Annotated in this window: 11 protein-coding genes and 1 other RNA gene; 7 read left to right on the top strand and 5 right to left on the bottom strand. The window is 67.7% G+C overall.

The features are described from left to right. Window positions 1-42 precede the first annotated feature (42 nt). Both ssrS and VL129_RS09120 read left to right on the top strand, forming a co-directional pair. Window positions 43-220: non-coding RNA, 6S RNA (gene ssrS / locus VL129_RS09125), on the top strand. A gap of 66 nt (window positions 221-286) precedes the next feature. After that, window positions 287-928: a 5-formyltetrahydrofolate cyclo-ligase gene (locus VL129_RS09120; protein ID WP_325412289.1), complete on the top strand. Its 642-nt coding sequence runs from the start codon at window positions 287-289 to the stop codon at window positions 926-928. Here VL129_RS09120 and VL129_RS09115 read toward each other — a convergent pair. Beyond that, a complete protein-coding gene (locus tag VL129_RS09115) occupies window positions 925-1,194 on the bottom strand; it encodes a hypothetical protein (protein WP_325412389.1) in 270 nt (89 codons plus the stop codon). The genes VL129_RS09120 and VL129_RS09115 overlap by 4 nt on opposite strands. On the opposite strand from VL129_RS09115, the gene VL129_RS09110 reads away from it, so the two are divergent. From VL129_RS09110 to VL129_RS09090, 5 genes are read left to right on the top strand one after another with little or no spacing between them, the layout of a single operon-like run. Beyond that, window positions 1,193-1,642 (top strand): EVE domain-containing protein, encoded by a 450-nt coding sequence (locus tag VL129_RS09110; protein ID WP_325412287.1) that lies wholly within the window; start codon window positions 1,193-1,195, stop codon window positions 1,640-1,642. The genes VL129_RS09115 and VL129_RS09110 overlap by 2 nt on opposite strands. Before the next feature lie 38 nt (window positions 1,643-1,680). After that, on the top strand, window positions 1,681-3,534 hold the full coding sequence (locus tag VL129_RS09105) for a sensor domain-containing diguanylate cyclase (protein ID WP_325412285.1): 1,854 nt from the start codon (window positions 1,681-1,683) through the stop codon (window positions 3,532-3,534). 42 nt (window positions 3,535-3,576) lie between these two features. Further along, complete coding sequence (locus VL129_RS09100) at window positions 3,577-4,650, top strand: HlyD family secretion protein (RefSeq protein WP_325412283.1); 1,074 nt, start codon at window positions 3,577-3,579, stop codon at window positions 4,648-4,650. Beyond that, window positions 4,647-7,361, top strand: coding sequence for a ribosome-associated ATPase/putative transporter RbbA (rbbA, locus tag VL129_RS09095; RefSeq protein WP_325412281.1), 2,715 nt, complete (start codon window positions 4,647-4,649; stop codon window positions 7,359-7,361). The genes VL129_RS09100 and rbbA overlap by 4 nt, the downstream gene beginning before the upstream one ends. A gap of 1 nt (window position 7,362) precedes the next feature. Further along, on the top strand, window positions 7,363-8,484 hold the full coding sequence (locus VL129_RS09090; RefSeq protein ID WP_325412279.1) for an ABC-2 transporter permease: 1,122 nt from the start codon (window positions 7,363-7,365) through the stop codon (window positions 8,482-8,484). Between the two features lie 115 nt (window positions 8,485-8,599). Here VL129_RS09090 and VL129_RS09085 read toward each other — a convergent pair whose 3' ends face one another. The 4 genes from VL129_RS09085 to rho form a co-directional block, all read right to left on the bottom strand. Further along, entirely contained in the window at window positions 8,600-9,001 is a 402-nt protein-coding gene (locus VL129_RS09085; protein WP_325412277.1) for a flagellar basal body-associated FliL family protein, read from the bottom strand. A gap of 239 nt (window positions 9,002-9,240) precedes the next feature. Then, window positions 9,241-10,212, bottom strand: coding sequence for a CDP-6-deoxy-delta-3,4-glucoseen reductase (locus VL129_RS09080; protein WP_325412275.1), 972 nt, complete (start codon window positions 10,210-10,212; stop codon window positions 9,241-9,243). 92 nt (window positions 10,213-10,304) lie between these two features. Beyond that, window positions 10,305-11,771 (bottom strand): 4-hydroxy-3-polyprenylbenzoate decarboxylase, encoded by a 1,467-nt coding sequence (gene ubiD / locus VL129_RS09075; protein ID WP_325412274.1) that lies wholly within the window; start codon window positions 11,769-11,771, stop codon window positions 10,305-10,307. Window positions 11,772-11,894: 123 nt separating this feature from the next. Continuing rightward, a complete protein-coding gene (gene rho, locus VL129_RS09070) occupies window positions 11,895-13,157 on the bottom strand; it encodes a transcription termination factor Rho (protein ID WP_325412385.1) in 1,263 nt (420 codons plus the stop codon). Window positions 13,158-13,861 lie beyond the last annotated feature (704 nt).

The raw sequence follows: 13,861 nt of genomic DNA, 5'->3' as shown, positions 1-13,861 counted from the left end.
CAAGGGGGTCACACGGACGAAAATCGGCGTATACTCGCCGGCAACTCCCTGGTGTGTGCGCCAGTTGGCACGTCCCTCTCCCGATAAGCAAAACATCTGGAGGCCGTACGTGCAGCCCGTGTGCATATCCGCTCGACGGAGAGCCTTAAGGTTGCCGGCGGTCGCCACCTTGAACTCTCGGGTTCAAGGGTCACGCCGACAGCGGCATGCCGGGGAGTCGAATTCCAGACACCGCTGGCCCGGAGCATCCGCGCCGGCGGTTTTCATTTCAGGGCCGCCCCTCGCCATGATCCAGCGTGACGACCTTTCGCGCGCCGAACTGCGCCGCTTGCTGCGCCAGCGGCGCAGCCAGCTGACCCCGCTCGAGCAGCGGCGCGCCGCGCGCGACCTCTACCGCCAGCTGAGCCACCACCCCCTGTTTCGCCGCACCCGGCACCTTGCGCTGTATCTGGCCAACGACGGCGAGATCGACCCCGCGCTACTGCTGCGCGAAGCCCAGCGACGCGGCAAGGCCACCTATCTGCCGGTACTCAACCCTTGGCCGCGCACGCGCATGGTGTTCCAGCGCCTGCGCCCGGGAGAGACGCTGCGCCGCAACCGCTTCGGCATCCCGGAGCCGGCGTTCTGCCGCGCGCGGCAGCGCAAGCTGTGGACCCTGGGACTGATCTGCCTGCCGCTGGTGGGCTTCGATGCGCGCGGCGGGCGCCTGGGCATGGGCGGCGGTTTCTATGACCGCAGCCTGGCCTACCGCAACCTGCGCAAAAATTGGCACAAGCCGACCCTGCTGGGCATGGCCCATCAGTGTCAGCAGGTGGATCGTCTGGCGCTGGCCAGCTGGGATGTGCCCCTGCAGGCCACGGTGACCGACAGGGGCTGGTATTGCGCAGGGACCGGCGGAGCCGGCCCGCAGGCCGCGCGGGGCGCTTAGCGCTGCGCAGCGGCGGCGGGCGCCTCGCTCTGGCGATCCCAGAGACCCTGGGTATAGCCGGTGGTGACCATGCCCAGGCTGAACACAATAACCAGTACCCACAACAGATCGGGTTTTTGCCGTCTCATTGCCTTGTCTTCCCCTACAGACAACTTCAAGAAATGCCCGGCGGCTGTTTTTTTAGTGGGACGCTCGCTGACCTGAGCGTCGCTGCCTGCCGGCTCCAATGCCCGCGACTCGGACCACAAGAGGAAGGCAAAGTTCATGCCGTACTGGCTGATGAAATCCGAACCCGACGAACTGTCAATCAGCGCCCTAGCACGCCTTGGCGACGCACGCTGGGACGGAGTTCGCAATTACCAGGCACGAAACTTCCTGCGCGCCATGCAACCGGGTGATTTGTTCCTCTTTTACCACTCCAGCTGCCCCCGACCCGGGGTGGCCAGCATCGGCAAGATCCTGCGCGCCAGCTATCCGGACCCCACGGCACTGCAGGCAGATAGCCACTATTTTGACAGTAAGGCATTGACACACGGAAATCCCTGGAGCGCCGTGGACGTCGGCCATGTGGAAACCTTCGAGCGAGTCATCGAACTGCCCCGCCTGAAGGCCGCTCCAGCCCTTGCCGGGCTGCCCCTGGTGCAACGCGGCAGTCGCCTGTCGGTGATGCCGGTGACACCCGCACAATGGGAGGCGATTCTGGCGCTGCGTTGAGGCTGTGCTAAACCCACAGCACAGCAAAGGATTGCCCCATGAACCGCGCCGCCCTCCCTCCTGCCGTCTACCTGTTGCTCGGCTTGCTTTTCTGCGCCCTGTGCGCAGGCAGCCTGCTGCTCTGGCAGCGCCTGGAGCAAGACCGCCAGGCCCGCGCCCAGGAGCAGTTGAACCTGCAGGCCCAGCATCTGGCCCGCCAGTTCGAAACCTACCTGACCGACCAGGCCGCCAACCTGCAGCGGCTGGCCGAGCGCTGGAACAATGAAGGCCGGCTGCGCCGCACGGACTGGCAGCGCGAGGCGCGCCTGCTGCTGGCCGGCCGCGACGGCTACCACGCCATCGAATGGCTGGACGCCGCGCGACGCCTGCGCTGGCAAGTGCCGGCCAGCCGCAGCGAACCGCTGCAACTGCCCAGCCCGGACAGCGCGCTGGACGCCCGCGATCAGGGCGAGCCGCGCTTCAGCGCCAGTTTCCCGCTGGCCGACGGCAGCCCGGGCCTGGCCCTGTATGTGCCGCTGTATGACCGCAACACCCCCGGCCCCGGGTTCGATGGCTACCTGCGCGGCACCTTCCGGCTGCCCGATTTGCTGGACAGCTGGCTGGCGCGCCAAGGGGAGTGGCGTTCCAGTGTGACGCTGCTGGAGGGCGACCAGGTCCTGCATGACCAGGGGCTGGCGGCGCCCGCCACCGGCCTGCGCCAGCGTATCGCCCTCGAGCTCCCTGGCGAGCCCGCCTTCAGCCTGCTGATCCGGCCCACTCCGAATGCCGTGCAACGCCTGAACACCCCCTGGCCGGATGTGGTCCTGGTAGCCAGCCTGTCCATCAGCGTGCTACTGATCGCCGCCCTGTACCTGGCTCTGGAAAACCACCGGCGCGCGGCCGCCCTGCTGGCTGTCAACCGGCGCCTGCGCGCCGAGGCGGAACGGCGCAGGCGCACCGCCACCCGGCTGCGCGAGAGCCGCGCGCAGCAACGACTGATCCTCGAACTCACCGACTTCAGCCGCGACGGACTGTTCATCCTTGACGTACAGGCGCGGGCGTTTCTCTACATGAATCGGGCGATCTACGTGAGCCTGGGCTACGACCGGGAAACCTTCAGCACACTGTTCAACCGCGACCCCGAGCTGCTGATGCCCGGCTTTGCGCAATGGCTGGACGAAGTGCACCAACTGCATCGCGAGGGCTCGCCACGCCTGCTGCAGCGGGAACTGCGCTGCCAGGACGGCACGCTGCAACCGGCGGAGATCAGCACCCAACTGGTCGAACGCGAGGGCCGCGAATTTCTCATTGGCGTGTCACGCGACAACACCGAGCGGCTGCGCATGGAAGCGCGCCTGCAGCGCCTTTCCCAGCAGGACGGCTTGACCGGCCTGCACAACCGCCGCTTTTTCGACCAGCAGCTACAGGCCGAATGGCGGCGCCTGCGCCGACTCGGCACGCCGCTGTCGCTGCTGCTGGTGGATATCGACCACTTCAAGGATTACAACGACACCCTCGGCCACCTGGCTGGTGACGACGCCCTGCGCCAGGTGGGCCGCCTGCTGCATGAATGCCTGCAGCGCGAGGGCGACGTGGCCTGCCGCTACGGCGGCGAGGAGTTCGCCATCATTCTTGCCAACACCCGCCTGGAGGGCGCCCAGCACCTGGCCGCGCGCATCCACCGGCGCCTCGCCGAACTGGCCCTGCCGCATCCGGGCAGCCCGCTCGGCAGCCTGACCCTGAGCATCGGCATCGCCACCTCCAACCTGGAATGCCAGGACAGCCCGCAGCGCCTGATCGCCCATTGCGACCAGGCCCTGTATCGCGCCAAACACAGCGGACGCAATCGCAGTTGCGTCTGGTGTCCGCCTGACGGCCATCAACACTCCCCGTCGACGCAGTCAACAGAATAGAATCCGCCTTTTGCAGCGCGTCCCGGACGGTAAGGAGTGAAGATGAGCCAACGCACACGCTGGATCACCCGTGTGGGCCTGCCCCTGGCCGTGATCGCCGCCCTCGCCGCCCTGGCCTGGTACGAACTGCGCCCCAGCGGCCTGGGTGAGGGCTTCGCCTGGGGCAATGGACGCATCGAGGCCACCGAGGTGGATGTGGCCACCAAGCTCGGCGGCCGCGTGGCCGCCATCGATGTGGAGGAGGGTGACTTCGTCGAAGCCGGCCAGGCGCTGGCGCGCATGGACACCCAGGTGCTTGAGGCCCAGCTCGCCCAGGCCCGGGCGCAGTTGCGCCAGGCCGAGAATGCCATCCACACCGCGCGCGCCCAGGTGGCGCTGCGCGAAAGCGAGAAGACCACCGCCGAGGCCGTGGTGCGCCAGCGCCAGGCCGAGCTGTCCGCCGCGCAGAAGCGCCACACGCGCACCCAGACCCTGGTGAAGAGCAACGCGGTGCCGCGCCAGCAACTGGATGACGACCTGGCCGCCCTGCAGAGCGCCCAGGCGGCGCTCGCCGCGTCGCGTTCGCAGGTGAGTTCCGCCGAGGCCGGGATCGCCGCCGCCCAGTCCCAGGTCATCGAGGCGCAATCGGCCGTGGAGGCCGCCCAGGCCAGCGTCACCCGCCTGCAGGTGGATATCGACGACAGCCAGCTCAAGGCGCCGCGCGCCGGTCGCGTGCAATATCGCATCAGCCAGCCGGGCGAGGTGCTCGGCGCCGGCGGCAAGCTGCTCAACCTGGTCGACCTCTCCGACGTCTACATGACCTTCTTCCTGCCCGAGCGCCAGGCCGGTCGCGTGGCGCTGGGTGCCGAGGCGCGCCTGGTGATCGACGCCGCCCCCGAGTACGTGATTCCGGCACGCATCACCTACGTGGCCAGCGTCGCCCAGTTCACGCCCAAGACCGTGGAAACCGCCAGCGAGCGGGAAAAGTTGATGTTCCGCGTCAAGGCACGCATCGACCCCGAACTGCTGCGCAAGTATCTGGCCCATGTGAAGACCGGCGTGCCGGGCATGGCTTATCTGCGTCTTGACCCGACGGCCGAATGGCCCGCGCACCTGGCGATCAAGGTTCCGCAATGAGCCCGGTCGCCCGGCTCAGCGGGGTCGGCCTGCGCTACGGCAAGACCCGGGCGCTGGCCGACATCGAGCTGGAGCTGCCGGCGCGGCGCATGGTCGGCCTGATCGGTCCGGACGGCGTCGGCAAGTCCAGCCTGCTCGCGCTGATCGCCGGCGCGCGCAAGCTCCAGGACGGCCACATCGAAGCGCTGGGCGGCGACATGGCCGACCCGCGTCACCGCCGGCGGGTCTGCCCACACATCGCCTACATGCCGCAGGGACTGGGCAAGAACCTCTATCCGACCCTTTCGGTGGTCGAGAACCTCGACTTCTTCGCCCGCCTGTTCGGCCAGCGCCAGGCCGAGCGCGAACGGCGCATCGACGAGCTGCTGCGCAGCACCGGCCTGTCGGCGTTCCGCGAGCGCCCGGCCGGCAAGCTGTCCGGCGGCATGAAGCAGAAGCTCGGCCTGTGCTGCGCGCTGATCCACGACCCGGACCTGCTGATCCTCGACGAGCCGACCACCGGCGTCGATCCCCTGTCCCGCAACCAGTTCTGGGAACTGATCGCGCGCATCCGCGCCGAACGCCCGCAGATGAGCGTGCTGGTGGCCACCGCCTACATGGAGGAAGCCGAGCGTTTCGACTGGCTGGTGGCCATGGACGCCGGGCGGATCCTGGCCACCGGCAGCCCCGCCGAACTGCGCCAGCGCAGCGCGAGCGCCAGCCTGGAGGAAGCCTTCGTCGCCCTGCTCCCGGAAGAGAAGCGCCGGGAACACCGGCAACTGGTGATTCCGCCGCGCGTCGCCGGTGAAACCGAAATCGCCATCGAGGCCCACGGCCTGACCATGCGCTTCGGCGACTTCGTGGCGGTCCGCGACGTCAACCTGCGCATCCCGCGCGGCGAGATCTTCGGCTTCCTCGGTTCCAACGGCTGCGGCAAGTCCACCACCATGAAGATGCTCACCGGGCTGCTGCCGGCCAGCGAGGGCGAGGCCTTCCTGTTCGGCCAGCCGGTCGATCCCCACGACCTGCAGACCCGCCGGCGGGTCGGCTACATGTCGCAGGCCTTCTCGCTGTACCGGGAGCTCACCGTCGAGCAGAACCTCGACCTGCATGCCCGGCTGTTCCAGATGCCGGAAGAACGCATCGCGCCACGCATCGCCGAGCTGGCCGAGCGCTTCGACCTGCAACCGGTCATGGACCAGTTGCCGGACCGCCTGCCGCTCGGCCTGCGCCAGCGCCTGTCGCTGGCCGTGGCGGTGATTCACGAGCCGGAGCTGCTGATCCTCGACGAGCCCACCTCCGGGGTCGACCCGGTGGCCCGCGACGGCTTCTGGCAACTGATGATCGACCTGTCGCGCCGCGACGGGGTGACCATCTTCATCTCCACCCACTTCATGAACGAGGCGCAGCGCTGCGACCGCATCTCGCTGATGCACGCCGGCAAGGTGCTGGACAGCGGCACTCCGCAGGAGCTGATGGCGCGGCGCGGGTTGCCGACCCTGGAAGCCACCTTCATCGCCTACCTCGAAGAGGCCGCTGGCGCCATGCAATCACCTGCCGCCGCACCGGCGTCGCCCGCCGTGGAGCCCGCCGCGCGCGTGCCGCGCCAGCGCTTCAGCCTGCTGCGCCTGTTCAGCTATGCGCGACGCGAATCCCTGGAGCTGCGCCGCGACCCGATTCGCGGCAGCATGGCGCTGCTCGGCAGCCTGATCCTGCTGTTCATCATCGGCTACGGCATCAGCATGGATGTCGAGGACCTGTCCTTCGCGGTGCTCGACCATGACCAGACCACCACCAGCCAGGCCTACGTCCTGAACCTGTCCGGCTCACGCTATTTCCTCGAGAAGGCGCCGCTGCGCGACCACGCCGACCTCGACCGGCGCCTGCGCAGCGGCGAAATCAGCCTGGCCGTGGAGATTCCCGCCGGTTTCGGCCGCGACCTGAAGCGCGGCGCCAGCCCGGCGATCGCCGCCTGGGTGGATGGCGCCATGCCGACCCGCGCCGACACCATCAAGGGCTATGTGCAGGGCATCCACAACAACTACCTGCAGAATCTGGCCCGCGCGGCCGGGCAAGCCGTCGGCCTGCCCGCCTCGCTGGAAGTGCGCTTTCGCTACAACCCGGACGTGGAGAGCCTCAAGGCCATGGTGCCGGCGGTGATTCCGCTGTTGCTGATGCTCATCCCGGCCATGCTCACCGCCCTGGGCGTGGTGCGCGAGAAGGAGCTGGGCTCGATCATCAACCTGTACGTCACCCCGGTGACCCGCCTGGAATTCCTGCTCGGCAAGCAGCTGCCCTACCTGGCGCTGGGCCTGCTGAACTTCGCCCTGCTGCTGGTCGCGGCGGTGCTGCTGTTCGACGTGCCGCTCAAGGGCAGCCCGCTGACCCTGCTGCTCGGCGCCCTGCTGTACCTGGGCTGCGCCACCGCCCTGGGGCTGCTGATGTCCACCTTCACGCGCAGCCAGATCGCCGCGGTGTTCGGTACCGCCATCGTCACCCTGCTGCCCGCCGTACAATTCGCCGGGTTGATCTATCCGGTGTCCTCGCTGGAAGGTTTCGGTGCCGTGATCGGTCAGCTGTATCCCACCTCGCACTTTCTGGTCATCAGCCGCGGGGTGTTTTCCAAGGCGCTGGGCTTTGGCGACCTGGGCGGCTATCTGCTGCCGCTGGCCATCACGGTGCCAGTGCTGCTGGCGCTGTGCACGGCCCTGCTGAAGAAACAGGAGACCTGAGATGCGCGGCAGCAACGTACTCAACCTGGGCATCAAGGAGCTGCGCAGCCTGTACCGCGACGCGGCGCTGCTGCTGCTGATCGTCTGGGCCTTCACCTTCGGCATCTACACGGCGGCCAGCAGCATGCCGGAAAGCCTGCACCGGGCCACCCTGGCGGTGGTCGACGAGGACCGCTCGCCGCTGTCGATGCGCATCATCAACGCCTTCCAGCCGCCGTTCTTCCTGACGCCCCAGCTGATCGACCTCAACCAGATGGACCGGGGCATGGACGCCGGCCACTACACCTTCACCCTGAACATTCCACCGAACTTCCAGCGTGACCTGCTGGCCGGGCGCCAGCCGGCGGCGCAGCTCAACGTGGACGCTACCCAGATCAGTCAGGCCTTCACCGGCGCCGGCTACATCCAGAACATCGCCGCCAGCGAGGTTGCCGAATTCCTGCAGCGCCACCGGGGCGGCAGCAGCCAGACCGTGGAACTGGAAATGCGCGTGGCCTTCAATCCCAACCTGACCCGCTCGTGGTTCGGCTCGGTGATGGAGGTGATCAACCAGATCACCATGCTGTCGATCATCCTCACCGGGGCGGCGCTGATCCGCGAACGCGAGCATGGCACCATCGAGCACCTGCTGGTGATGCCGGTGACGCCGCTGGAAATCATGCTCGGCAAGGTCTGGGCGATGGGCCTGGTGGTGCTGGGCGCGACCGCGCTGTCGCTGGTGGTGGTCGTGCAGGGCTGGCTGCAGGTGCCGATCGGGGGTTCGCTGGGGCTGTTCCTGCTCGGCGCCGCGCTGCACCTGTTCGCCACCACCTCGATGGGCATCTTCTTCGGCACGGTGGCGCGCTCGATGCCGCAGCTCGGACTGCTGATCATCCTGGTGCTGATGCCGCTGCAGATTCTCTCCGGAGGGACCACCCCGCGCGAGAGCATGCCCGAGGCGGTGCAGTTCATCATGCTGGCGGCGCCGACCACCCACTTCGTCAGCCTGGCCCAGGCCATCCTCTATCGCGGCGCCGGGCTGGCGATCGTCTGGCCGCAGTTGCTGGCCATCCTCGGCATTGGCGCGCTGTTCTTCCTCGGCGCGCTGGCGCGCTTTCGCAAGACCCTGGCGCAGATGGCCTGAGGGCTGCTGCACCCATCTTTTGTAGGAGCGGCTTCAGCCGCGATGCTTTGGTGCGGGCCGCCGCCAGAAGCTCGCGACTGAAGTCGCTCCTACAGGGTTCGTGCAGACCCCAGCCTTACGGCTGAGCGATCAGGTTGGTGAACAGCAGGTCCTCGACCAGCGGGTAGCCTTCCTCGTACTCGATGGCGGCGCGGATGCGCTCGAGCGCCTTCTGGCGCAGCTGTTCCTTGGCTTCCAGGCTGTCCATGCCGCCGGTGGGCACGGCGGCGAAGAGCATGATCAGCTCGTTGCGGATCAGCGGCTGGTGGTGCTCCAGCCGGGCCATCGCGAAGGTGCCGGTGACCCGCAAGGCCACGTCGGCCTTGTAGAAGCGCGGACGCGGGCCGTCCCCGTAGTTGCCGACCAGCGAGGGCCGCAGCTCGAGATACAGCACCTTGCTGGGGTCGTATTCCTTGGCGGCCTGGGCCGGGCCGATGTACAGACCCAGCAACAACAGCGCGGCGATAAGCGATTTCACAAGCAAACTCCTCTGGCGTTGACGGCTAGCCTAGCTATTAGCGTGCCAGCTCACAGGGCGCGGGATTCCGCGAGGTTTCGCCGGACAGAACCGGCAACGGCGGCCGCACGCGTCAATTTTCGGACGGCACCCGGGACTCCGTAGGGTGGATCGCGCGTTATCGACCCACCACGCGGGCCGCCAGGCACGCCGTACCGGCGCGGTGGTGGACAAGAAAACCGTTGTCCACCCTACAGCCCTCAGGCCGGGCGCGGCGCATAGGCGAACACGTCGGCGCGCATCTGCTCCGCCGCCATGCCGGCCGCCACCAGCGCATCCAGGGTGGCATAGACCATCGCCGGCGAGCCGCTGGCATAGACGTGCAGTCCGGCCAGGCTGGCGAAGTCCGCCCGCACGGCCTCGTGCAGCAGCCCACAACGCCCTTCCCAGCCGCACAGATCGCTGACCACCCGGTGCAGGGTCAGGTTGGGCATGCGCTCCCACTCCGCCCACTGCGGCAATTCGTAGAAGTCCTCTGGGGTGCGCGCCCCCCAATACAGGTGCATCGGATGGCTGAAGCCCGACGCGCGGCAGTGCTCGATCAGCCCGCACATCTGCGCCATGCCGGTGCCGGCGGCGATCAGCAGCAGCGGCCCGTCCGGCAGGCGGTCAAGGCAGGCCTCGCCAAACGGCAGTTGCGCCCGGACCATGCCGTTGCGCTCGATGAACGCCAGCAGCGCGCGGGGCTGCTCGTCGCGGGCCAGGATGTGCAGTTCCAGCTCGCGACCCTGGTGCGGCGCCGACGCCAGCGAATAGGCCGACCATTCGCCATCCTCGCGTTGCAGCAGCAGATACTGGCCGGCGTGGTAGCGCGGTGGCTTGCCGGCCGGCGTGCGCAGACGCAGGCGGTACACGTCGCCACCCAGCGGTTCGCAGCCGAGCAGCTGGCAGGTCAGCTCGCGCACCGGCAGATGGCCGGGCGCCAGCAGCAGCGGCCAGAGCAGTTCGCAGTCCTCCAGCGGCACCGCGACGCAGGGCAGCACCTCGCCGCTGGTCAGTACCGCGTCGCCTTGGCGCATCCGGCCACGCAGCAGCGTGGCGGCGCAGATGTGGCAGTTGCCGTTGCGGCAGCTCTGCGGGCATTCCAGGCCCAGACGCCGGGCGGCATCCAGGATGCGTTCGCCGGGCTGAACCTCCAGCACCACGCCGGAGGGTTGGACAGTTACGTTCAAGGCAGTTTCTCGCGGGGAAAATACGACCGGGGCCGCGGACGTTGCCGACCGCGACACCGGTTCAGGTTGTGCTGTGGCGGCTCTGCGTCCGCTCAGTCGATGCCCAGACTCGCCCAGAGTTCGTCGACGCGCCGCACCACGGCCTCGTCGCGGGTGATGACGCGGCCCCATTCGCGGCTGGTCTCGCCCGGCCACTTGTGGGTGGCGTCCAGGCCCATCTTCGAGCCCAGGCCGGAAATCGGCGAGGCGAAGTCCAGGTAATCGATCGGTGTGTTGTCGATCATCACCGTGTCGCGCTTGGGGTCCATGCGCGTGGTGATCGCCCAGATCACGTCGTTCCAGTCGCGGGCGTTGATGTCGTCGTCGGTGACGATGACGAACTTGGTGTACATGAACTGGCGCAGGAAGCTCCACACGCCGAGCATCACCCGCTTGGCATGCCCCGGGTACTGCTTCTTGATGGTCACCACCGCCATGCGGTAGGAGCAGCCTTCCGGCGGCAGATAGAAGTCGGTGATCTCCGGGAACTGCTTCTGCAGGATCGGCACGAACACTTCATTGAGCGCCACACCGAGGATCGCCGGCTCATCCGGCGGACGACCGGTATAGGTGCTGTGGTAGATCGGATCCTTGCGGTGGGTGATGCGCTCGACGGTGAGCACCGGGAAGCGGTCCACCTCGTTGTAGTAGCCGGTGTGGTCGCCGTAGGGACCTTCATCGGCCATCTCGCCGGGATGGATATGCCCTTCGAGGATGATCTCGGCGCCGGCCGGCACCTGCAGCTCGCTGCCCAGGCACTTGACCAGCTCGGTGCGCGAACCGCGCAGCAGGCCGGCGAAGGCGTACTCGGAGAGGGTGTCCGGCACCGGCGTCACCGCGCCGAGAATGGTCGCCGGATCGGCGCCCAGCGCCACCGCCACCGGGTACGGGCGATCCGGGTACTTCTCGCACCATTCGCGGTAGTCCAGCGCGCCGCCACGGTGGCTCAGCCAGCGCATGATCACCTTGTTGCGGCCGATCACCTGCTGGCGGTAGATGCCGAGGTTCTGGCGTTCCTTGTTCGGCCCCTTGGTGATGGTCAGGCCCCAGGTGATCAGCGGCGCAGCATCGCCCGGCCAGCAGTGCTGGATGGGCAGGCGCGACAGGTCGACGTCGTCACCCTCGAGGATCACCTCCTGGCAGGCGGCGTCCTTGCGCACCTTGGGCGCCATGCTGATGACCTTCTTGAGCAGCGGCAACTTGCCCAGCGCGTCCTTGAAGCCCTTCGGCGGCTCGGGCTCCTTGAGGTAGGCCAGCAGCTTGCCGATCTCGCGCAGTTCGGAGACATCCTCCGCGCCCATGCCCAGCGCGACGCGCCCGGGGGTGCCGAACAGGTTGCCAAGCACCGGCATGTCGAAGCCGGTGGGCTTCTCGAACAGCAGCGCCGGACCCTGCCTGCGCAGGGTGCGGTCGCAGATCTCGGTCATTTCCAGAACGGGCGACACCGGCGTCTGAATGCGTTTCAGCTCGCCGCGCTGTTCCAGGGCGGTGATGAAGTCGCGCAGATCGCGATACTGCATGCATGGGCCTCGCTGAGGGGCGGGTCGGGGAGCGAAGTGTACCGTTGGCTCCCGGCGTTTCAAAACCGCCGGAAAAGCAAAAGGCCGGAGCGAGCCCCGGCCTTTGCCTACCTGAACCGAACGCTACTTGCGCTTCATGGACATGAAGAATTCTTCGTTGGTCTTGGTGTCTTTCAGCTTGTCGAGCAGGAACTCGATGGCGGCGATCTCGTCCATCGGGTGCAGCAGCTTGCGCAGGATCCACATGCGCTGCAGCTCGTCCTCGGCGGTCAGCAACTCTTCGCGGCGGGTGCCGGAGCGGTTGATGTTGATGGCCGGGAACACGCGCTTCTCGGCGATGCGACGTTCCAGTTGCAGTTCCAGGTTGCCGGTGCCCTTGAACTCTTCGTAGATGACTTCATCCATCTTCGAGCCGGTTTCCACCAGCGCGGTGGCGAGGATGGTCAGGCTGCCGCCTTCCTCGATGTTGCGCGCGGCGCCGAAGAAGCGCTTGGGCTTCTCCAGGGCGTGGGCGTCGACACCACCGGTGAGCACCTTGCCGGAGCTGGGGATCACGGTGTTGTAGGCGCGGGCCAGGCGGGTGATCGAGTCGAGCAGGATGATCACGTCCTTCTTGTGCTCGACCAGGCGCTTGGCCCGCTCGATCACCATCTCGGCGACCTGCACGTGGCGCACGGCCGGCTCGTCGAAGGTCGAGCTGATCACTTCGGCGCGCACGGTGCGGGCGATCTCGGTGACTTCCTCCGGGCGCTCGTCGATCAACAGCATGATCAGGTGCGCTTCGGGGTGGTTGTACTGGATGGCCTGGGCGATGTTCTGCAGCATCATCGTCTTGCCGGATTTCGGCTGCGAGACGATCAGGCCGCGCTGGCCCTTGCCGATCGGTGCAATGAGATCAAGGATGCGGCCGGTGATGTCCTCGCTCGACCCGTTGCCGCGCTCCAGCTTGAAGGCCTTGCGCGGGAACAGCGGGGTGAGGTTCTCGAACAGCATCTTGTTCTTGGATGCTTCCGGCGGATCGCCGTTGATCGTCTCGACCCGCAGCATGGCGAAGTAGCGCTCGCCTTCCTTCGGATGACGCACGCGGCCGGTGATGTAGTCGCCGGTGCGCAGGTTGAAGCGGCGAATCTGGCTGGGCGACACGTAGATGTCGTCGGGGCCGGCCAGGTAGGACTCGTCGGCCGAACGCATGAAGCCGAAGCCGTCCTGCAGGATTTCCAGCACGCCTTCGGCCCAGATGCCGCCACCGGAGCGGGCGTGCGCCTTGAGCACGTTGAAGATCACGTCCTGCTTGCGCGCGCGGGCGATGCCTTCGTGGATGCCCAGCGATTCGGCGAATTCCAGCAGCTGCGGCGCGTTCTTGCGCTTCAGTTCGGTGAGATTGATGACGCGGTCGTTGCTGCCCGGATCGGCGTTGTCGTCGTCCACCGGCAAGCCGTTCGGATTGTTGTGGCGCGGGTTGTTGTTCTGTCCGCGCGGCGGTTGCTGCTGCGGGTTGCGCTCGTTGCGGCGGCGCCGGCCGCGGCCGTCGCGCCCCTCGCGGCCGCCGTTGCCGTTGTTCTGGTTCTGCCCCTGGCCCTGATTCTGGCCCTGGCTGGACGACGGGTTCTGCCCCTGGTTCGGGTTCGGCGCCTGGCCCTGGTTCTGTTGGGGGTTGGCGTTGCCGGCCGGGGCTGCTTCGCGTGGTTCCTGCGGTGCGCGTAGGGGCGCCTCGCTGGATGAGGCGGCGGCCGGTGCGGCGACGGGCAGGTTGCCCTGCACGGGGGCGTACGGCGCCGGGGCTGGTGCGGGGGCTGGCCGATCGGCGGTCTCGGCGGCCGGTTTTTCCGCCGCGGATGACTTGGCGGCTTTTTCGGCATTTGCCGCCGCTATGGCTGCTGCCGTGCGGCGCGGCGCGCGCGGGCGCGGCTCGGGCTTGCCTTCGGCAACAGGTCTGGCGTCGGCGCCAACGGCGTCGTTCGGGGTGTGGTTTTCGGTATCGGACACGGGCAATCCTCGCGGGGCGCCGTTGAATTACAGGAGGGAGGATGTGCGTCGCGCGGAGGGCGCTGGGGGACAGGACTGTCCCGACGGACGCGATGAATCTAGCA

The sequence above is a fragment of the Pseudomonas sp. genome (genome assembly GCF_035497915.1).
In the GTDB taxonomy this organism is placed as follows: Bacteria; Pseudomonadota; Gammaproteobacteria; order Pseudomonadales; family Pseudomonadaceae; genus Serpens.
The sequence above is the reverse complement of the archived record's forward strand: the minus strand, read 5'-3'. Positions and strand labels throughout refer to the sequence as shown.